Origin of the sequence: Propionispora sp. 2/2-37, assembly GCF_001298735.1 — a bacterium.
Lineage (GTDB): Bacteria > Bacillota > Negativicutes > Propionisporales > Propionisporaceae > Propionispora.
In genome coordinates this window covers 155,473-176,709 of record NZ_CYSP01000005.1, presented here as the reverse complement: position 1 = coordinate 176,709, position 21,237 = coordinate 155,473, and the positions used below count along the sequence as shown (strand labels likewise).

Annotated in this window: 21 protein-coding genes; 2 read left to right on the top strand and 19 right to left on the bottom strand. The window is 46.4% G+C overall.

Annotation, left to right across the window (positions count from 1 at the left end; genetic code table 11):
• Nucleotides 1-5: 5 nt before the first annotated feature.
• From P22_RS06945 to P22_RS06925, 5 genes are read right to left on the bottom strand one after another with little or no spacing between them, the layout of a single operon-like run.
• Entirely contained in the window at nucleotides 6-857 is an 852-nt protein-coding gene (locus P22_RS06945) for a class II fructose-bisphosphate aldolase (RefSeq protein ID WP_054259505.1), read from the bottom strand.
• A 20-nt stretch (nucleotides 858-877) separates the two neighbouring features.
• Nucleotides 878-1,960 (bottom strand): PTS fructose transporter subunit IIC, encoded by a 1,083-nt coding sequence (locus tag P22_RS06940; protein WP_054259504.1) that lies wholly within the window; start codon nucleotides 1,958-1,960, stop codon nucleotides 878-880.
• 22 nt (nucleotides 1,961-1,982) lie between these two features.
• On the bottom strand, nucleotides 1,983-2,294 hold the full coding sequence (locus tag P22_RS06935; RefSeq protein ID WP_054259503.1) for a PTS fructose transporter subunit IIB: 312 nt from the start codon (nucleotides 2,292-2,294) through the stop codon (nucleotides 1,983-1,985).
• Between the two features lie 18 nt (nucleotides 2,295-2,312).
• Nucleotides 2,313-2,768: a PTS sugar transporter subunit IIA gene (locus P22_RS06930; RefSeq protein WP_054259502.1), complete on the bottom strand. Its 456-nt coding sequence runs from the start codon at nucleotides 2,766-2,768 to the stop codon at nucleotides 2,313-2,315.
• On the bottom strand, nucleotides 2,746-4,575 hold the full coding sequence (locus P22_RS06925; RefSeq protein WP_054259501.1) for a BglG family transcription antiterminator: 1,830 nt from the start codon (nucleotides 4,573-4,575) through the stop codon (nucleotides 2,746-2,748). Before P22_RS06925 ends, P22_RS06930 begins: the two co-directional genes overlap by 23 nt.
• A gap of 355 nt (nucleotides 4,576-4,930) precedes the next feature.
• Between P22_RS06925 and P22_RS06920 the strand changes: the two genes are divergently transcribed.
• Nucleotides 4,931-6,028, top strand: a complete 1,098-nt coding sequence (locus P22_RS06920) for an esterase/lipase family protein (RefSeq protein ID WP_235814577.1) — start codon at nucleotides 4,931-4,933, stop codon at nucleotides 6,026-6,028.
• Between the two features lie 293 nt (nucleotides 6,029-6,321).
• Complete coding sequence (gene folP, locus P22_RS06915) at nucleotides 6,322-7,119, top strand: dihydropteroate synthase (RefSeq protein ID WP_069972782.1); 798 nt, start codon at nucleotides 6,322-6,324, stop codon at nucleotides 7,117-7,119.
• Nucleotides 7,120-7,237: 118 nt separating this feature from the next.
• Here the strand turns inward: folP and P22_RS06910 are convergent, their stop codons facing one another.
• From P22_RS06910 to P22_RS06845, 14 genes are all read right to left on the bottom strand, one after another.
• Nucleotides 7,238-8,983: an ABC transporter ATP-binding protein gene (locus P22_RS06910; RefSeq protein ID WP_054259498.1), complete on the bottom strand. Its 1,746-nt coding sequence runs from the start codon at nucleotides 8,981-8,983 to the stop codon at nucleotides 7,238-7,240.
• Nucleotides 8,976-10,766: an ABC transporter ATP-binding protein gene (locus P22_RS06905; protein WP_054259497.1), complete on the bottom strand. Its 1,791-nt coding sequence runs from the start codon at nucleotides 10,764-10,766 to the stop codon at nucleotides 8,976-8,978. Before P22_RS06905 ends, P22_RS06910 begins: the two co-directional genes overlap by 8 nt.
• Before the next feature lie 315 nt (nucleotides 10,767-11,081).
• Nucleotides 11,082-12,074: a helix-turn-helix transcriptional regulator gene (locus tag P22_RS06900; RefSeq protein ID WP_054259496.1), complete on the bottom strand. Its 993-nt coding sequence runs from the start codon at nucleotides 12,072-12,074 to the stop codon at nucleotides 11,082-11,084.
• Nucleotides 12,075-12,290: 216 nt separating this feature from the next.
• Complete coding sequence (locus P22_RS06895; RefSeq protein WP_054259495.1) at nucleotides 12,291-13,094, bottom strand: class I SAM-dependent methyltransferase; 804 nt, start codon at nucleotides 13,092-13,094, stop codon at nucleotides 12,291-12,293.
• A gap of 156 nt (nucleotides 13,095-13,250) precedes the next feature.
• On the bottom strand, nucleotides 13,251-13,556 hold the full coding sequence (locus tag P22_RS20895) for a hypothetical protein (RefSeq protein ID WP_054259493.1): 306 nt from the start codon (nucleotides 13,554-13,556) through the stop codon (nucleotides 13,251-13,253).
• Complete coding sequence (locus tag P22_RS06880; protein WP_054259492.1) at nucleotides 13,540-13,773, bottom strand: MbtH family protein; 234 nt, start codon at nucleotides 13,771-13,773, stop codon at nucleotides 13,540-13,542. The genes P22_RS20895 and P22_RS06880 overlap by 17 nt, the downstream gene beginning before the upstream one ends.
• A 63-nt stretch (nucleotides 13,774-13,836) precedes the next feature.
• A complete protein-coding gene (locus tag P22_RS06875) occupies nucleotides 13,837-14,739 on the bottom strand; it encodes an isochorismatase (protein ID WP_054259491.1) in 903 nt (300 codons plus the stop codon).
• Between the two features lie 21 nt (nucleotides 14,740-14,760).
• On the bottom strand, nucleotides 14,761-16,392 hold the full coding sequence (locus tag P22_RS06870) for a (2,3-dihydroxybenzoyl)adenylate synthase (RefSeq protein ID WP_054259490.1): 1,632 nt from the start codon (nucleotides 16,390-16,392) through the stop codon (nucleotides 14,761-14,763).
• Nucleotides 16,389-17,615, bottom strand: coding sequence for an isochorismate synthase DhbC (gene dhbC, locus P22_RS06865; protein ID WP_054259489.1), 1,227 nt, complete (start codon nucleotides 17,613-17,615; stop codon nucleotides 16,389-16,391). The genes P22_RS06870 and dhbC overlap by 4 nt, the downstream gene beginning before the upstream one ends.
• Before the next feature lie 53 nt (nucleotides 17,616-17,668).
• Nucleotides 17,669-18,499, bottom strand: a complete 831-nt coding sequence (locus P22_RS06860; RefSeq protein WP_235814575.1) for a 2,3-dihydro-2,3-dihydroxybenzoate dehydrogenase — start codon at nucleotides 18,497-18,499, stop codon at nucleotides 17,669-17,671.
• Between the two features lie 204 nt (nucleotides 18,500-18,703).
• The gene (locus tag P22_RS06855; RefSeq protein WP_054259488.1) at nucleotides 18,704-19,447 is read right to left on the bottom strand and encodes a 4'-phosphopantetheinyl transferase family protein; all 744 of its coding nucleotides are present in this window, start codon (nucleotides 19,445-19,447) and stop codon (nucleotides 18,704-18,706) included.
• A gap of 34 nt (nucleotides 19,448-19,481) precedes the next feature.
• On the bottom strand, nucleotides 19,482-20,297 hold the full coding sequence (locus tag P22_RS06850; protein ID WP_054259487.1) for a bifunctional 3-deoxy-7-phosphoheptulonate synthase/chorismate mutase: 816 nt from the start codon (nucleotides 20,295-20,297) through the stop codon (nucleotides 19,482-19,484).
• A 205-nt stretch (nucleotides 20,298-20,502) separates the two neighbouring features.
• On the bottom strand, nucleotides 20,503-20,628 hold the full coding sequence (locus tag P22_RS21365; protein WP_255351788.1) for a hypothetical protein: 126 nt from the start codon (nucleotides 20,626-20,628) through the stop codon (nucleotides 20,503-20,505).
• 177 nt (nucleotides 20,629-20,805) lie between these two features.
• Nucleotides 20,806-21,237, bottom strand: a complete 432-nt coding sequence (locus P22_RS06845) for an RbsD/FucU family protein (RefSeq protein ID WP_054259486.1) — start codon at nucleotides 21,235-21,237, stop codon at nucleotides 20,806-20,808.

The window sequence follows — 21,237 nt, the reverse complement described above, 5'->3', positions numbered from 1 at the left end:
CCCCTTTAGTTTTTATTGTTTGAACCGGATAATCGTATATAATGCCTTACGATTTCCAGACTTTCTTTTTCCACCTGGCCGACTAAATCGTAATAATTGATATCCGGCTGTTGCCGGAGCCTGTTTTTTACGGCAGCGACATTGGCATTCATAAAATCGCAGCCGACATTGATCTTATTAATTCCGTATTTAACCGCCTGCAGGATATTTATCTCACCTGAACCGGAACCGCCATGAAGAACCAGCGGCATATCCGTCAATTGCTTGATCTCTTTTAACCGTTCAAAATCAAATTCGGGGATCATGTCCTCAGGGTAATTCCCGTGGGAAGAACCGATGGAAACGGCTAAAGCATCAATTCCGGTTTCTTTTGCAAAACGGAATGCTTCCTCCGGGTCTGTATACATCGAGTTCTCGGTATATCCGGCCCCTTCCGTAGCTCCGATGCAGCCAATTTCCCCTTCCACGCTTACTCCTTGAGGATGAGCAAAATCAACGATTTCTTTGGTCATGGCGATATTCCCCTCCAGGCCGAAACGCGAGGCATCTACCATAACCGAGGAAAATCCGTCCTCTATTGCCTTTCTCAAAAGCAAGACGTCCTGCCCATGATCAAAGTTCAGTGCCACCTCAACCTTTGCTCTGTTGGCTAAGATTTTTACTATAGGTGTAATCAATTCACTGTCGCAATGATTTACCAAATGATCCTGATACAGATTGACAATAATCGGGGCGTTTTCTTGTTCGGCAGCCCGTATTACCGTTCTGGCTGTTTCTAAATTGAAGCAATTGATTGCCATAACAGCATACGATCCGGCATTGGCTTTATTTAGCATATTCGTCATGGAGACATACATGTGGCATACTCCTTCTAAAGTTATTTTATCGTGACGCCTGACAAATCAACCTCTTCCTCTTCGTCGTCATCACTTGCCTCTTGCTGCTGGGCAGCGTCCTTTTTTAACGCTACCAGTAATAATGCCGTAACAATGCTGCCAACACCTAAGGCAACTAAAAAGCCCAACGGATTTTGCATGGCCGGGACGATAAACATGCCGCCCGAAGGAACCGGAGAACCTACATCCAGCAGCATGATCAGCATACCGCCGATGGCCGCGCCAAAGGAGCAAGAAAATATAACCCGGATCGGATCAACGGCCGCAATCGGGATAACACCCTCCGTGATCATGCAAATTCCCATCGGAAAGGCTATTTTGATATTGTCGGCTTCACTTTTGCTGTATCTTGCTCTTCTGATCAGCCAGGATAAGGTTACGCCAAACGGAGGAATCATGGATGCGCAGATTTTAATGGCTTCCGGTCCATACACTTTTTCGATCAGCAATCCGTCTGCAAATAAAGAGGCGACTTTATTTACCGGGCCGCCGAAATCAAATGCGGCCATGGCTCCCATAATGGCCCCGAACATGGCTTTGGAGCCGCCCTGCATATTAACCAGCATGTCTTTCAGGGCAAACGATGCCGCTGCAATCGGCCGGCCAATGATAAAGAACATAATGAAACCTACAATCAAGGATGCCAACAGCGGAACAATCATCATCGGCATTAAGCCCTGCGCCCACACCGGAACTTTGATATGGCTCTTAAGGTAGTTAACACACCAGCCGGACAAGTAGCCGCCCAGCATGCCGCCCAGAAAACCGGCCCCCATGGCGTTGGCAATCATCCCCATTAATAAGCCCGGCGCAATCCCCGGCCTGTCCGCAATGGAATAGGCAATGGCCGCCGCCATAACGGCCGGGATCAGCCCCATGCCATATACGCCTAAGGTAACTGCCGCTTCCCACAGACTATAGCCTTGTTTATAATCGGAGATTACATTCGGATTGCCGCCAACGATATTGCCGATGGCAATGAGCAGCCCCGAAGCCACTACCAAGGGAAGCATATACGATATTCCCGTCATGGCATGTTTTTTCAACTGCAGTTTTTCGAACATACTGATAACCTCCATTCGTTTTTTAAATTCCCAGTTCCGCCTGGATTTTGTTCAATAATGCCTTGGGAGATTTAATCGCAATATGGGTTGGTACTTCCACCACTTTTTTACCTTGAAAACGTTCTTTACCGCCAACTTTAATGTCCGCTGCAATAATGACCACATCGGCCGCCTCGATGTCCTTCGCCGCTAGCTCATCCTCGGTTCCTATCGTCCCCTGCGTTTCAATATGAATGGTGTGATTTAAGGCTTTAGCGGCTTTTATCAGTTTTTCTTTGGCAATATAGGTATGCGCAATTCCGGAGGTACAAGCAGCAATGCCGACAATGTTCATGGTAACCCCTCCATTTTCTCAATTTTCTTCACTAAGGATAGCAATAATTTCTTTTGCATCTGCGCTGGTCAGCAACGTTTCCACAACGTTATCGTCAGCCAATTTTCCTGCAAACTGTCCCAATAACCGTACGTGTACGGTCGTACTGTCTGCTTCCTTCACCGCAAATAAGATAATACACCGGACAGGTTCTTCATCTAGCGACTCCCATTCAATCGGCTGTTTCGTCCGGCCAATCGCCAGCGAAGTTTTCAATACGCTTTTGGATTTGCCGTGAGGAATTGCAATCCCACCTCCTATACCGGTTTGTCCTGCGGCTTCCCTTACATACACATCATTTATAAAACTCTCCTTAGAGGATAAGGAGCCTGACTGCATTAGCATATCGGCCAGCGCTTCTATCGCCTCCGCTTTATTGGCTACATCTAATTCCAGGTTAATTCTGTTTTCATCAATAACTGTTGATAAATCCATTTGGTATCCCTCCCGTGTAGTTCTCTAGCAACATGCGGTATAAATTTCTGATTATATTTTCTGATAGGTCTTCATCCCCTCTAATCAGCACCAGCAGCTTTACTTTGTTTTTACCTCTGACCTGTTTAATGATCCGAATATTTTGCCTGTTTTTATCTGAACCTTGCCTTTTATACAGGCATAATTCCAATGAGTCATTGATTGCCATGCAATTAATGAGATTGGCCTGTGAAATCTCTCTGGCCAATTCTGCTTTGCTTAACTGATGATAATCTTCTATGACTGTCTTTTCCGTCTCTTCAGGCATCAGCTCCCGGCAATCACTTGCCAGTGATTCTCTTATTCTTTTTTCATCGGCTTTATTAAATAAGGCGCTTACATACGCCACCGGTTTATTTAGTGAAATATTGAGCTTTACCGTTGAAATAATTAAATCAACAGACTCAAGGTCAAGGTCACCCTCCAGCTCTTTGGCGGAAATAATCTTGACGATATTCCATTCCGGAAAATGATTCTTTATCCGTTTTCTCAATAGATGCGATGTGCCGACACCGGTGGAACAGACAATGATCACTCTTTTTTTGCTGATGGCCTCTTCGATGGCCGATTGAAAATAAACAACGATATAACTGATTTCCGCTTCACTTATGGGAGGCAGCTTATACTGTAATCTTATTTTTAGAACAACCAGCTTTAACAGCAGCATCAAATCCGGAAATTCCTCTTTAATTTCATCCAGCAATGGATTTTTAATTTCGATATTATAAACAATCCGGTTCATCATGGGCCTTAGATGGAGAAGCAAATCATTATACAAGGACTGGCTGAACGTAAGCTGTAGCGGGCAGATAGCAGAACTTAACCGAATCATCTTCCTGGCTATTTTTTCTAAATATTGGTCGACTTCATTCGGCTTCTTAGTTTCCTGGGCAACAATGCCGCCGGAAGAAGTCAAGTAACGGTAAATATAAAAGACCTCTTCCTGATTGATCTGTATGGAAAATATATCTTCCAGCCAATGGGCCATTTTTTGCGATACACCGTAAAAAGAGGAATCATAGTTTCCCGTTTCGGTTTTTAGTTCCGAATAAATCGTCTTTCCGTTTTTGGTCCGGTGAATAAGAATCAATATATGGGTTACCAGATTGATATAATAAGGTTCGGTTATTTTAAAATGTAACAGTTTTTCCGCCTTTTCAATGATTGCTTTCACTTGGTCCACCTGGTATTTGCCGAAATGCTCTTCCAGCTCCAGGATGGTTTCTCTGTCGATTCGGGAGGGTTCTTCCTGAAATACGGTTTTTGAACTGATGAGCATATTCAAAATATCCACCATGGCTTTACGGATGTCCATTTCCGAGCCAACCAGCTGTGTTCCCTGCGTGTCCTTCCTGAGACGCAAATTGTACTTGGCTAATTTATCTTCAATCACTTTTAAATCATTGGCGATGGAAGTTTTGCTGACAAAATATTTATCCGACAAAGACTGAATGGATATTTTATCTTTTGTCCCTTCCAACAGTTCAAAGATGATTTTCATTCTTCTGTGCTCAATGGATAAAGCACCTAAACTATTCTCCTCCTGCAGAACATCTTCTACATCGTTTTTTTGGGGCGGTAGAATACGAATGCCTTTTCCGGACATTTTTTCCAGATTGATTCCATTTTCCTCTAGCACCATCAAGTCGTTGCGTACCGTCTTAGTCGAGCAATGTAATATGGCGGCAATTTTTCTAACAGGTGTAAAATCTTCCATCGGCAACAAATACTTCAAAATTTGTTTTTGACGTGGTTGTAGCTCTTTCATCTGGATTTCCCCCCGTTTTTATTACAAGCTAATTGTAGCATTGTTCGCTAAATTCAAAAATAACAAAACATTGCCACAATACTGGTCCTATTTTAGTATGCTAATAAGTAAATCGTATAAATACCAAGCCCGCAAACTTGCCAATTCTTCCGTAAGAAATAGTGTCTCTATCTTCTCAAGAGAAGTTTGTCTTAACCCTCCCCACTAAAATTCAACCATGATGGTGACATAAAAAAGGGTCCGGTCATATACATACTATATAACGCGAGGAGGGATTAACATAGAAACCATATCCAGGGCTAATCATTACCCTATCGTACTGGTCCATGGCTTTATGGGCTGGGGAAGAGACGAAGTGCTCGGACTAAAATACTGGGGTGGGTTGTCGGATTATCAGCAGGAACTTACTTCGCACGGCTATACGACGTATACTGCCGTGGTCGGTCCGGTGTCCAGCAACTGGGACAGGGCCTGTGAGCTGTATGCCTATATCAAGGGAGGAACCGTTGATTACGGTTATGCCCACGCTAAAAAGCACGGGCATAACCGGTATGGCAGAACCTACCCTGGCCTTTATCCGGAATGGGGAAACCTTACACCGGAAGGCGCCGGCAGTAAGATCCATTTGGTAGCACACAGTATGGGTGGCCAGACGGTACGCACCCTTGTTCAGCTGTTGGAGGAAGGCAGTGCCGAAGAACGTTCTGCAACTTCGACTTCATTGAGCCCGCTCTTTGCCGGTAATCATTCCTGGGTTCACAGCGTTACTACCATTGCCGCGCCTCATGACGGCACCACGCTTGCCGACGGAATCAATGTTATTGGCGATTTTGTTAAGGATTTTGTGGCTTCTCTTGCCGCTTTTACCGGTGTAGGCGATAATCTTCTATATGATTTTAAACTGGATCAATGGGATTTAAATCGAAGGCCGGGAGAAAGCCTTACCGACTATACCAGCCGGGTAGTTTCCAGCAGTATATGGAACTATTCCACTGACCTGGCCAACTGGGATTTAAGTACGGACGGGGCCCGGGAACTGAACCTCTGGGTTAAAGCCCAGCCGGATGTAAGCTATTTTTCTTATTCCACCTGCGCAACGATACCCGGTTTTCTGACCGGCAGTGAGCTTCCCCACATACCGGATATGACTCCCCTGCTCTATCCAACCGCTCTGTTTCTCGGCAGCTATACCCGCAATGAACAAGGACGCGTGGTGATTGATGACAGTTGGAATCCTAACGACGGTGTGGTCAATACCATTTCTCAGGACGGACCAAAGATCTGGTCTTCCGATGAGATTGTCAATTACAGCGGAATTCCGCAAACAGGTAAGTGGAACTCCATGCCGCTCCTGAATACAACCGATCATTTGGACGCCTGCGGCATTGGGGTGAATGTATTAACTTCGTCCTGGTATAAAAGTCTTGCCGAAAGGCTGGGCAATCTGGAATAAATGCCTGACAACATAGGAGCAGACCACACCCCATCTTGTCAAATGACAAGATGGGGTGTGGTCTGCTCGCTACGTCTGGTTAAAAATGATGCTCTACCATTTGCCGCACTTTTTGTAAAAGCCGTTTCAGATGTCATTTTCGAACATCCTTCCGCCAGCGATGTTCCGGAGCAGTTTATACGAGACCGGCAGCTTAACCCAAATGCAAGATAAATTGATAAAAAATTATATTATGATAGAATTTATACAAGAGGTTCAATTTCGCTTATAGGAGAGGAGAGCTTTTTGTGAAAATATCTACCCCCAAAATATTAGGAATTGTAAATATTACTGAGGACAGTTTCTCGGACGGCGGCCTTTATCTTGATACAAACAAGGCTATAGAAAAATCTCTTAAGCTTGTGGAAGATGGCGCTGATATTATTGATCTAGGAGCCGCTTCCAGTAATACTGAAACAAATGAAGTGAAGCCGCAAGAAGAAATTAATCGTTTACAACCGGTTATTCATTCTTTGCTATCGCACCATATTCCGGTTTCGATAGACACTTTTAAGCCTGAAGTTCAAAAATCCGTTTTAAAGAATAATATCCACTATTTAAATGATATTCAGGGATTCCCTCATGCTGAAATTTATCCTGATTTAGCAGAATCTAATTGTAAACTAATTATCATGCATTCCATCCAGCGTTTTGGTCCGGCTACCGTTATTGAGACTGAACCCCAAAAGGTTTTTAAGGGCATGGTCACCTTTTTTAGCGAACGTATTAAAGCACTTCAGAATTCAGGTATTTCATTGGAACGAATGATTTTGGATCCGGGGATGGGATTTTTCTTAGGATCTAATCCGGAGTCTTCCATCTATGTTCTAAAAAATATAAAGCATTTGAAGGAGTATTTTAATTTACCAATTCTTGTCGGGGTTTCCCGAAAATCATTTTTAGGCAACATCACCAACCGCAAAGTAACCGAGAGAGGACCAGCTACTTTAGGGGCAGAAATTTATTTAAGCTATATGGGCGTAGACTATATCCGCACGCATGATGTACGCGCTTTGAACGACGCACTAAAAGTGATTAACACATTAACCTGATTTCAATGAAATCCTTACTCCAACAGACAAAAAACGGCTGCATCTAATGATGCAGCCAAGACTATCGATTCATCCGTTTTGTGTTACCCAAGACCGTGGGGTTGCTGTTTGACTCTGTTCAATTCAGTGCCCAGTCCATGCTCTGCGTTTGAATTTCAACCATATGACGATATAATCCATCCTGCTTTATCAAATCAGCGTGTTTGCCCTGCTGGGCAACATATCCGTCGGACAGAACGACAATCTTATCGGCATTGGCAACAGTACGCATACGGTGGGCAATAATTAGGACCGTTTTATTTTTAATAAGTTCCGTTAAGGCCGCCTGTATTTTTGTTTCATTTTCGACATCCAAAGAAGCGGTAGCTTCATCCAGCAAAATGATCGGCACATTTTTAAGGATGGCTCTGGCAATAGAGATGCGCTGACGTTCTCCACCGGATAATATCGCACCGTTTTCACCGATAACCGTATCATATCCCCTAGGCATACGGGCTACAAATTCATCACACCTGGCCAGCCTGGCAGCTTTTTTTACCTCTTCATCAGTCGCACCAAGCTTACCTAAGCGGATATTCTCCAGGACCGTGTCATCGAATAGGGTAACATCCTGAAAAACAATCGCATAATGTTGCAGCAAAGCTTCGGGATCAATGGTCGTTATATCCCGGCCTCCAAGCGTAATCTTACCGGAATTTACATCCCAGAAACGTGCTGCCAGTTTGGCGGCCGTACTTTTCCCGCCGCCGGAAGGACCTACCAGCGCCGTTACTTCTCCCTGTTTTGCCACAAAAGAAATATCCTGTAAAATGGGCTCATCCGTATGATAAGAAAATGCAACATGATCAAACTGAATGTTATATCCATTCAGAGCATAGCTTCTTTCACCCTGCTGAACAGGCTGCGCCTCCATTTCCTGCATTCTTTGGATGGGAATTCCAATCATAAAAATCTCGGCAATATGGGCCAGCGTTCCTGACAACGGTTCATATATTCTCGACGCTGCAATCAAAAAGATAAGATAGGTCAATAAGTCCATTTCTCCTTCCACCAATAATTCACCGCCTACCAGTACTACGGAAGCCAAACCCAGCCGCAGCACCGCCTGCGCACTGGTCACAAAAATACCCACAGTCAATTCCGAACGGATCTGCGCCTGCTCTGCCGCATCCAGTTTTCTATTCAGACTCTCCATATAACTTTCTTTTTTATTGCAGGCTTTTATATCCTGAATAGTTTCCAGGCATTCCTGAATACTGTCCGCACAAACGCGCTTTGCCTGATAATGAGTAAGTTCCGCCTTGTTCTGAATATATTTGGAACCAACGATCATCAGAAAAGCTACCGGAACCACCCATAATATGGAAAGTGCCATGCGCCAGTCCATATAAAACAATGCAATGGTGATGATACCTGTAGAAAGAATAGCGCCAAACAACTGAGGCACAGCATGTGAAAAAGCATGTTCCAGCGTCGCACAATCCCCCATAAGGGTATTGGTTAAATCGGACAAATCCCGTTTACCGAAAAAGGACAGAGGCAACCGGCGAAGTTTTTCAGCTAACGTAATTCTGCGGGTGGCGCTCTCGGCATAAGTAGAAAGGAATACGCTGGAATATTGCCAATACTGAAAAAGATATAAAACGATAAATAGTATGAAAACGAGCAGAATATACGGCATAACCTTCGGCATCGCTGCGTCCGCTCCGAAAAGCGGGCGCAGCAGATCATTCAGCATTACGCTAAACAGTCCCACCGGAAGCATCATGCCAAGATTCGTTAACGCACTATATAAGCTGCCATTGCGTAAATCTTTTGCACCCTTTTCACTTAGTGCAAATTTTGTTTGAAAAAATCTAAGCATGTGCAGCCTCCTCTTCGACCTTCCAGGCAATAGAAGTCTGATATTCTTGCCACATACCGGCATATACTCCTTTAGAATGCAGCAAATTCTCATGAGAACCTCGCTCTACAATCTCCCCTTGCTGCATAACCAAGATGCAATCCACATCTTTAATGGAGGAAAGACGATGGGCAATCATCAATACGGTTTTTCCTTTTGTCAGGTGTTCAAAAGCTTTTTGAATCTGATATTCATTTTCCGGATCGGCAAAAGCGGTTGCCTCATCCAAAATAATAATAGGAGCATCTTTTAAAATCGCCCTGGCTAACACAATTCGCTGTTGTTCCCCTCCTGACAAATAGACGCCGTCAGTTCCTACAACAGTATCAATTCCGTGGGGCATCTTGGCCAAAATATCGTCGCACTGTGCCATGTGCGCTGCATAAAGGGCCTCTTCCCGGCCCGCTTCCGGTTTGGCGGCACGGATATTATCCAACAGACTAGTCTTGAATAACTTTGTATTTTGAAATACAAAGGCAATTTTTTTCATCAAATCAGCTTCCTTAACATCCCGTACATCGACTCCGCCAATGGTAATACTCCCTTCACCTACATCCCAGAATCGCGGAATAAGGCTGGCCAGTGTGGTTTTGCCGCTGCCGGAAGACCCGACCAAAGCATAGGTTTTACCCTGCGGCACAGCAAAATTCGCCCGGAAAACCGCGGGTTGCTGCTTGCCGGGATAGGCGAAGGTAACATGGTTGAAACAAATGCTATACTCGTTTATTGGTTTATCCAGACTGCCTTCTGCCAGTGTCTTTTCCTGAGTAATTTCACAGATACGTCCAACGGCCTCCCGGGCCACCATAATGCTTTCCCCCGCATACATGATTTTATTCATCATGCTCCCCGACACTGGAACAAATAATATATAAAAGATAAGATCCAGAAGAAATTCCCGGTAATCTGCCGCTGTTGAAACAAACAAGATACCCGCAGGTATCAAGAGCAGTGAAGGTGCATGGATGGACATGGTAAATCCTATCATCGGTATACGGCATTCCAGGGCAAAAGCGGCTGCAAAATCCCGGTACCTTACAATCGATTCATGAAAGTTTTTGAAAGAATACACCGTTTGTTGAAACACCTTTACAACGGGGATTCCCCTGACGTATTCAACAGCAGTTGCATTCATCGCCTCTAGGGCATCCATATATTGGTTCATAAATCCGGCTTTTTCGCCCCCCATCATTCTTTGTAAAAATACCAGACCAAGGACCAGAGGAATGAAGCAGATCAGTCCTAATTTCCAGTCAAAAATAAAGAGAACCGCCAGAATTGCTATCGGCATAATGACCGCTCCGGCCAAATCCGGCAACTGGTGCGCTAAAAAGGCGTGAGTCAGACTTGCGTTGTCATCAATAATCTTTCTAAGTTTCCCGCTTGTATTGGTGCCGAAATACCCGAGTGGCAGATCTACAATTTTACGCATCGCCTGCTTGCGCATATTTTTTTCAACCCGAAACGCAGCTAAATGGGAACACAGCAACGCTACAAAATAGCAAGCAATACTGGCAACTGCCAAACCTACTGCCAGCCACCCAAACTTCGCTGCTTCCGCAGCTTGTACAACATCCGGCAGTACACGGAATACCTCCCGGATCACGAACCAGATGCAGATAAACGGACCGATGGAAAGGACGGAGCTCAGCCCGGCTAAAAGCCAGGACAGCACAAGGAGGATACGGTAGCTCCCTGCAAATCCAAACAATACTGTAACCATTGAGTTTTTAGTAGTACTCATGTTCATGCCTCCTAACAGCTATAGTTATCACCAGCTTATGTTTATTGATATTGGTTTTCATTATCATATTACAAAAATATAATACTCCCTTTTACTGCTGTTTTCTATGGCAAGAAGGATTAAATTTATGGTAAAAAGTAGTTTAGGCACAGAAAAGAAATGATTTCTTCTCTGTGCCTAAACGGTACTAATCTTAAATGTAAGTATCGTGGCTAGAATCTGTTTCATGAAACAAGGCGGAGCAGTGGGGATACCGGCCAGCGCAGTTTTGCGGAAAATATACGCCGGGCTCATAGGTTCAGATTTGATACCGTACTAGCTGACCTGGGACGGATTGACGCCATATTTTTTCCTAAATGTTTCAGCAAAGTAACTTAAATCGTTATAACCTACTAATAAAGCCGCTTCCGTAATTTTTAACTTTTTCTTTTCTATTAAAAACCGGGCCGTTTCCAGCCTTTTATCGATGAGATAAGCATGAACAGGCTTGCCGAACAATTTCTTGAATCCTGTTTTTAACTTATATTCATTCAGGCATACCCATTTTGCCAGTTTTCTTATGGTTGGCGGCGTGGCAATATTTTCATCAAGCAGCCGTCTGGCCTCATGCAACGACTTCATGTCGGTATTGGAGAGCCTGACCGGAGAATACGCGCCTTCCCTTTCAAAGGTTAGTTCATTCAGATAAACAGCAAGCAGTTCCAGTATTTTCCCTTCAAGATATATTCTTTTTACATCATCCCGATAATGACAGTTAATCATATCATGAAGAATCAGACTGACAGCTGCTGAATACTTTCTCTTATAAAAGCCACCACCGCTGCCACAGGTACAAGACATTCCAGCACGGGAACCATCTTTCCCTAAATGCTCAATCCAACTGGATATAAGCCGCGAATCGAACTCGATTCTAAGCCCCCAAAACCGCTGCCCCGGCTGATAGCGGGATACGCTTTCTCCCTGGAACCGGTTGAAAATGCAGCTTTCCCCGCATGCCAGCTCATATTCCTGTTCATTCCCCTCCACGCTCCACCAAAAGGGATCTCCTAGACCGAAAGCCAAGCCATATATCTGCTCATCCCGGCTGCCCCGTATCACCATATTGTCATAAAACGTCACATCGGGTATAAATATTTCCATGGAGGGTTTGACAATGATTCTGCGAAAATATCCCTTGCCAACCTTTTCCGGTATTTTTAATTCTTGCTGAAAGGAATCTGTTCTGTACATGCTGTTGATCCCGGCACATACGGCGCAATTCTTGTTTCCCGGATTAAAGATCTTATATTTTTGCATGGCATTTTCCATAATAAAAGCCCCCTCCCCTTATCCGGAAATGTGTCATTTAGCGGCTTTGATCAGGCAACTGCGCTAAAAAAGACGCTGCCGGCTCCTGCCCTAGCACATATTTTGATACCCATTATCATTATAGTATGATTCTTGCCAATTACAATAGGCCATGCCGTATTGTTTTGTTGCCGAACCGAGTGGAAGAGAGTGATTCACTTAAGAAAATATCTCCTTTTAAACAAACTGCAAGTGAACAATCTTGTTGTTAAAATTCCGCTTAAAGGCCGGAATCCATGAGAGCCAGCGCAGCCATCCCCAACGCTCCCGGTGATAGTCAAAATAGTTCCATTCCTGCAGGAACCTGATACGTTCATTCAATTCTTCCACCATCTTCCCACTCGCTGCTCCCCATTGAAAAGAGACATTCATCTTGCCGACAGCATCATGGTGCCGGCTGTTTTTCACCAACAGTGGCGACAAAACTTCAAGTAACATCTCGGCCCTGGGAAAAGCGGCAATCAGCTTAACAAATAATTCTTTTACTTCCTGCTCGGTAAAATACATAAACAGCCCCTCGGCAATGATTAATACGGGTTCATGACGCTGTCCAATTTCTTCCACCCAGGCAGGATCAAACACGGATTGGGCAATCATCCGGTACCGGTCCGTCTCCGTAAAAAATTCCCGACGGATCCGGATAGGTTCCGGCAAATCCAATTCATACCAACGGATTTGGCCGTTATCCACACGAAAAAAACGGGTGTCTAGACCGCAGCCAAGATTGATCACGACAGCCTCCGGATGCCGGCTGATAAAATTGACGGCCGCCTTATCCAGCAACTCCGTCCGGATAGAAACACCTACCTGTGACATCCAGGCCTTTTCAAATTTAGAAAAGTCATAATTTATTTTTTCCACCATGCTTACCGCCAGCTCATCCCGGATAATCGGCTCGGAGCGTCTCGTTTCTACCGCTCTGGCCCATAATGGAACCAGTAAAGTTTCCGGAACCCCGTCCAGGTTCTGTTCAATGCTCATATGTATCCCCCCCCTGTATTTATCAGCCACTGTCCGTCAGTTTCCTCTTTACCGTAAAACCGCTCCTGGGCCGTGCCGTCCGCAAAACAAAGTACACGGTTGCAGGTATTGGCAAGCAATTCAGCATCACGGGTTACGACAAAGATTACTTTACCTTCAACCGCCAGGTCCTTGAGCAATCCGGCCTTTAGCCGCTCTTTCCTCAGCATCCATGGCCAGAAAACCGGCATGGGTATATTCGGCTTTAATACGACCTTTCTCCATATAGATAATCCTGTCGGCTATAACAATGGTTTTTCCCCGCCGGACAGGGAAAAGATACTTCGCCTCAACAGTTTTTCCAGCTTTAACTCCCTGGCGGTCTGATCCAGCCGCCGCAGCGCCCGATGCAATTGTCCCAGCCGTTGCCGCCGTTACATAAACAATACCGGCAGTTACTTTAAGCTCAGGCCGTACTCGCATGTTTATGTCCTTTTACGGAGTCCAGCTTTAAGGAGTTAGGCCGCATATCAACCCAGCACGCGTTAATATAATCCAGGCATTGCTGCCGATTTCCCTCCCCGTATACCACAGACCAGCCGCCGGGTATGTCCAGAAAGGAAGGCCAGAGGGAATACTGGCCTTCCTGATTTATCAGTACCAAATAGGTGCCGTTTGGATTTTCAAAAGGATTATTCATTTTCATTCTCTCCTTTTTAAAAATTCTGCAGTTTATTGACAAGTATACGATCAACCTCAGTCTTTACTTTTTTGCAGACAACAGCTCCCACCAGCTATATATTGTCGGCTCTTTAGCCAGCTTTATAAACGTAATATCCGTACTTATCCTCCGCCATTGCTCGACTAGACTCATCATACGGATCGAATCCAGGCCCCGGTCGACCAGACTTTCATGATCCGTCAAATCAGCCGCAGTTTCACCCAATAGTTCAGCAACCTGCTTTCGTACCCGCTGCAGTGTCAGAGGCTGCGTACTGTTGTCCTCCACAACCCCGAAAAAGCTGCGGTTGTCTGTTAGTTGGGAAAGCACCAGTTCGGTGGAAGTGACAAAAGAGCAGCAGCCGGCTGCGTAGTTTATGGCTATGCGGTGGTGGTCCAAAGAAAAGTCCGCTACCGCATCGCCGACAAAAAAAGTCTCCAGATCCTGCATAAAAGCGTCTCCGGCCGTCAAAAGGCAGCCAATGTGGGCATAAACGCCGCAGATGATCAGTTGATCGCGTCCCTGCCCGCGCATGATTTCCAGCAACCGCGTTCTTTTAAAGGCACTGTACCGCCATTTGGTCAGTACAATATCTTGGTCGTCAGGTGCAATCGCATCGGCTATTTTAGTTTGTTCGGGCTCATCAGCCAGCCCCGGCCCCCAGAAATCACGGAGCAGCGCCCTGTCTTCAGGTTTCTGGGCCCCTGGCTGCACAGTGTAAATCACCGGTATGCCGAGTTCTTTGCATTGCTTTTTTAACAATTGAATATTTCTTAGCAGTTCAGCCAGTGGCGAATTCTCAGACTGATAAGCAGCAAGAAAGTATTGCTGCATATCATGAATGAGCAGCACCGAGCGGTCAGCCTCCGCTTTCCAGGATACCCGGTTTTGCGGCAGCTCGGCTGCAAACGCCAACGAATAAGGCAAAATAGCGGGAATAGCCATCCCAATCACTCCTTCAGTTATCTATATTGACGCGGCAGTGGAGACCTTCGTTATCCGTGCGGCCATCTGTCGCAATTCCTTTTTACTTACCTTTCCCAGCGGTGTATAGGGAAAAGACTGAATAAACTCTATGCGGTCGGGAATTTTATAACCGGCAATGCCGCGTTCTCTGAGAAATCGTTTCAATTCCCCGGCGGAAGGAACCCGGCGGCGCGGTATGACAAAGGCGCAGGACCGTTCCCCAAGAAATTCGTCGGGTACGGAAACAACGGCCGCATCATGCACCGCATCATGTGCCAAAAGATGGTTTTCTACCTCTTCCGCCGCTATTTTTTCACCGCCCCGGTTAATTTGATCCTTGGCGCGGCCTTCTACAACAATATACCCTGCTGCGGTCATGCTGACCAAGTCTCCCGTCCGGTAAAAACCATCCGTTGTAAAAGTCTTGGCATTATGCTCCTCAGCCTTGTAATAGCCTCGTATGGTGTAGGGGCCTCTGGTTAATAATTCTCCTACCTCGCCTGGTCCGACGTCCTCGTCATTTTCGTCGACAACCCGGATTTCATCAAACGGCGACATGGGTTTTCCCTGCGTGCTGACAATCGTCTCCTCCGGGTCATCCAGTCTGGTGTAGTTCACCAGGCCTTCCGCCATACCAAACACTTGCTGCAGCGTGCAGCCAAATACCGACTTGATTCTTCTTGCCGCCTGCTCGCTAAATTTGGCTCCGCCAACCTGAAGCACTTTCAGGCTTGACAGGTCCTCACGGCGGGAAGCCGCCGCTTCAAGCCAGATCAACGCAAGCGGCGGCACAAGCGCCGTAATGGTCACACCTTCCTGTGCGATCAAGGGAAAGGTTTCATCAGGGCTGCCTCCCGCAGCAAGTACAACCCGTCCGCCTGCATACAGGGTCCCCAGTGCGCCCGGCGAACTGAGCGGATAATTATGAGCGACAGGCAAAGCGGCAAGATAGACGCTGTCCTGATTCATCCGGCATATTTCATTGCTGGCTCTCAGACTGTAAATATAGTCGTCATGCGTACGCGGAATCAGCTTGGACAACCCGGTGCTGCCGCCGGAGAGCTGTAAAAAAGCGACATCGTCCGGGTTTACTTCCGCCTCGGGAACAACCGGATCGTCATACAGCTCCGACAAAGCCGTAAAACCGCCGGAACTCCCTGCCACAATCACCTGCCGTAAAGCCGGAGTGTTGGGTTGAACCGCTTTCGCCAGAGTACGGTAGTCAAACTCTGCATAGCAATCGGGGATGACGTAAAGAACAGCTTCGGTAAACCGGCAAAAATATTGAATTTCACTTTCCCGGTGGGACGGAAGAGCAAAAACAGGCAATGCTCCCAGCCGGAATAAGGCAAAAATCACCTCAAAGAATTCTATCCGGTTGGGAAGCTGGACAACCGCGCGGTCTCCTTTTTTCAAGCCCAGCCTGGCGAATCCGGCCGCCAGGCAGTCCGCACGGCGGTCCAATTCTGCGTAACTGACGCTTTTTTCCCCATCGGTAACGGCAATGCGTTTCCCCTGTTTGCCGGCCCGTTCACGCAGCATGGAGCCAAAAGTTTCACCCCGCCAGCAGTCTGTTTCCCTGTACAAATTAACAAAATTCTGCGGCCAGAACGGGTATTCGCTGCTCCTCATACTCCCGCCACCTCCTTGTCAATTCCCATAGCGGTCAGCATAGTGCGGAACTTGGCCGCCGTTTCCGCCAATTCCTCTTCCGGTTTTGATCCTGCAACCACGCCTGCGCCCGCAAACAGGCAGAGTGACTGTGCCTGTATTTCAGCGCAGCGGATCGCAACGGCCCATTCCCCATTGCCGGTTGCATCGCACCAGCCGACGATTCCTGTAAAAAATCCCCGGTCAAACGGTTCGATACGTTCAATCGCCGCCCGCGCCGCCTCTGTAGGGGATCCGCAAACGGCGGGCGTCGGATGCAGCGCCATTGCCAGTTCCAGCGAAGAGACTGCAGGATCGGCAATTTCCGCCGTTATTTTGGTAGAAAGATGCCACACCGCCTCCGTGTTGATCAATGAGGGTGCCTCCGGCACCGTCAATTTCCTGCAGTAAGGCTTCAGGGCAGCGGCAACCGCCTGGACAACCACTTCATGTTCATGGAGATCTTTCCGGGAAGAAAGCAGTTCTCCCGCCAGCCTCCGGTCTTCGGCAGCCGTATCTCCCCGCGGTCTGGAGCCTGCCAGCGGATTGGCCGTTACCTGCAGCCCCGACCTCGCAATAAGCAGTTCGGGACTGGCGCCGATTAGCGTGTTCCTTTCCAAGGCGGAGTCCGTGCCGGGTTGATCGGGTACCATATCAGCCAAGTTAACGGCAAAAGTATACCCCTTGAGATTATGCTGTGCTAAATTACACAATAATTGATGAATATCAACGGCTGCTGAAGAAGTAAGCTGTAAGGCTCTTGATAAAACAATTTTGCTGAGACGTCCGCTTTTTATATAATCGATCCCCTTGGCCACACCTGCCGAATAGGCCTGAGGTTCCGGGATGGATTTAACCGCATACGCCGAAGTGACCGGCGGTTTAAAAGCCGCCTTGACATCAAGCGGCAACCGGTCGCTAACGGCCAGTGTTGCCGGCACAATCAGCCGGGCCTTTTGTCTGGCATCAAACGGGACCGCACCGGTAACGACCGGGTTATTGAAACCCTGCACCTTTGCCTGTCGCAATACGGCATCAACTTGTTGCACCAGACCTTTTTCCCGCTTGCCTTTTCCCCGTTCCTGCTGAACGACGGCAAAGCACCCTTTTCCCAGTAAGGTTCCACCGGGTGATGCAAAGAAAAAATCCCCGGCTTGATAGTCTTCCAGCAATTGTTTTTCCAGTACAGCGAAATCCCGCCTCATAATTTTCTCCTCCTTGTCCTCCAAAGGCTTGTCTGAAAATCGTGAAAACACCGTTAAACGCCTAAAGTTGCGCCGCCGTCCACACATATATCATGCATAGTAATATGCCCTGCCTTATCCGATACCAAAAAAAGAACCGCCGCCGCTATATCCGACGGGTCAGCCAGCTTTTTTAACGGAATTCCGGTCTTAAAGGCTTCCTGACTACCGTCAATCACAGCCGCCGCACCATCCGCATCGTTCCACAACGACCACTGCATCGGCGTATTGGTAGAACCGGGCGAAACGATATTGCAGCGTATATTATGCCTTGCCAGTTCCAAACCCAGGCATTTGGTAAACATGGCAGCGGCCGCCTTGGACGAAGCATAGGCTGCCATTGCAATTCGCGGGACTTTTGCGGCATTTGATCCGACAGTGACAATGGAACCATGCCCGCGGGATACCATATACCTGCTTACAGCACGGGAAATATAAAAAACGCCTGTTGTGTTAACAGTAAAGGTTTTCTCCCAAGCCTCATCGCTGAGTTCCGCAATCCATCCCATATGCAGCACACCGGCAACATTGACCAGGATTTCAATTGGCCCCAGGTTCCGTTCAATACCTTCTATTACCGTATCAACCGCTTCCCTGTCGCTGACATCGGCAGGAAAAGCCTCTGCCTTGCAGCCTGCCGATTTCAACCGGGCTACGAAATCATTAAGTTTTTGCGGATTGCGATCAATTACGGCAACAACTGCACCAGCCTCACATAAGGAGCGGACGACAGCTTCGCCAATCCCCTGCGCACCGCCTGTCACCAGTGCGGTCTTTCCCTCCAGGTTTAAAAAACTCATTTTACCCTTCCTTTCTTTCCGCCAGGCAATCCATCTGTGATTCATCGGTACACTCCCGAACATCCCTCCTTTTATATTCATTTATGATAATGATTATCATTTTCTTTAAACAGTATACCAAAATGGAAATGAATGGCAAATGGTTATTTTCCTAAAAATCCCTGTATTTTTTCCTAAATATGGTATATTAAACAAAAAAAGGGTTGCCCCAACAGATTTACAACCTGTTTTGGGACAAACCTTTTCCGTTTATGCCTGCAGCACATGATCCTGTTTTCGAAAAGCAACCGCTCCGGCATAATCTGCCGCGGGTTTGAATGTTAGAATTTCCCACTCCGCGCTGTTTATGCCGGCTCCTTTTATACAGAAAATATCTTTTGCCCGGCAATTGTCGCCGTAAAAATAAAATGAATCCGGGCTTCGTGAAAATCCTTCTCCCGTTGCCTTAACAAAGGCTTCCTTGCATGTCCAGCATTCGAAGAAACGGTTTAGCCGTTTATCTGCAGGAAGAGCTTTAAACGCTGCTCTTTCTTTTTGATGAAAACAGTAATTCGCCGTCTCATTCAGTTCACCGATATCCCGGATATGCTCCACATCAACGCCTAGAGGATAAGAGCGGGAAAAGGCGAAAGCCGCCAGATTGCAAGAATGGGAAAGGTTAAAGAAAAAATGTTCTACAGGCTTGTTTCCGTACAATTCCGGCTTGCCGTAGCGGCCCGGCTGGAAGGTTAACAAATGCGGCGGGAAGTTCAGATATCTGCCGATCAGCATTCTTAATATCCCATGCGTTACGGCAAAACCAATCCTGTCCTTCGGAAAATGAAACCGCTCCATCCGGCTGGTTTCTTCAGCGGAAAGGAGCGCTTCCAGTTGTTCTCCCCTTGCTTCAAAGGTCTGGATAAAAGCCAGCCAGAGATGAATATCCCCGCCGGACAATAAAAAAGAAGCAGCAGCAAACTCACGGTCAAAATTCCTTATCTTAAGTTTGAACAAGGTTTGTTTCCAGCCTCCTGACACGGCTTAGTAATTAGCAATAATGAAACACTTTTTTTAATCTTTCCACTTCCTGCATCAACTGGGTAAAATGATCGAAATTGATGGATTGCTCTCCGTCGGATAAGGCTTCTTCCGGCCTCGGGTGCACTTCGATCATAATTCCGTCCGCGCCAATCGCCATGGCCGCCCTGGCCATCGGCAAAATCATATCCTTCCTTCCCGTGCCATGGCTCGGGTCTACAATCACCGGAAGATGGCTGATTTGCTTGACCGCTAATACGGCACTCAGATCCAGGGTATTGCGCGTGTATTTTTCAAATGTCCTGATGCCTCTTTCGCATAATATGACTTTTTTATTGCCCTCGCACATAATGTATTCGGCTGCCGCCAGCCATTCCTCGATGGTTGAGGAAAGACCTCTTTTTAAAATAACCGGGGTGCTTGTCCGCCCCACTTTCTTCAATAAATCAAAATTTTGCATATTTCTTGAGCCTATTTGCAAAATATCCACATGTTTTGCTACGACCTCTACCATTTCCGTGCTCATCACTTCGGTAGTAACAACCACATCATACTGCTTCCTTGTCTCATCTAAGATATAAAGACCATCAACACCCAGACCCTGAAAAGAATATGGCATAGTCCTTGGCTTAAACGTGCCTCCCCGCATAAAGACCGATCCTAAATCCCGGACGACTTTTGCCGTCATAAACATTTGTTCCCGGCTTTCCACAGCGCATGGACCTGCGATGACGGCAAAGCTGCCGTCGCCGATTGTTCCTCTGCCAAAATCAATTGTGGTTTTATGGGCCGTTTCCATTTTCTTTATTTCCGGTAGCGCATTCATTTTCTTCCTCCCTGCATAGTAATAGAATATATGGACAGTCTAATTGGTAATGATAATCATTGTCAAATTTTAACAAGTATTAAAATTGCTGATTTATATAAAAAATACTGCTATTCTCTCTTTCAATCTCCATAAATTACCAATAAACAAGTAAAAAAATAAACTACCCCGCTGTATTTCACTCAAAACCAGTAAACAAGCTGCTTTAGCCTGGCTGCACCGAATATGCAAAACAATCTTTTAGGGACGGTTCTTTCGCTTCCAATGTCGTCTGCCCTTGCAGCTTGTCATCCTGGCGCAGCGTAGGCAGTGTTATAATCAATTCAGTCAAAAATAAAATCCCAATACAGTCCAAACTGCATTAGGATAAAATATGCGCAATAAAACGGTTGCCCAAATCCCCTCCCCATCGCTCGCAGGTAATAACGGTGACTGATATATAGGCAGTTTACTGAAACTATTTTTCCGGTATTGGAAAGAAGATAATTTGAGGGGGGTTTTATATCTCTTATTTTATAACACCCTTTTTTATAATCATGCACCCATACAAATTACGTTCGGTTGTAGCAACAATAGCATAGGCTTTTCTGCTTCTTTCGTAAAACTGGAACCTCTCTACATACTCAATTGCTTTTTCACCACGTTCATCATAGCTGCAGACCACGCTTTTTATTTCATCCTGAATTCCGGGAACGGCGGTGTCACCCGGAACCACCTGCATCAGGGATACCGGACAGTCCACATACATATCCAGCGGGAAAAGTTTTAAAATGCTGTCCAGAACCTCAGGCACACCGTGGCCGTCACAGCGGATAAGCCGTTGCGCATTGCTGGCCGCCGGATAATTAGCATCCCCCAGTGCCAGTTCATCGCCGTGTCCCATTTCATGCAAAATTTTTAATAATTCCGGGGAAATGATATCTGGAATTCCTTTTAACAT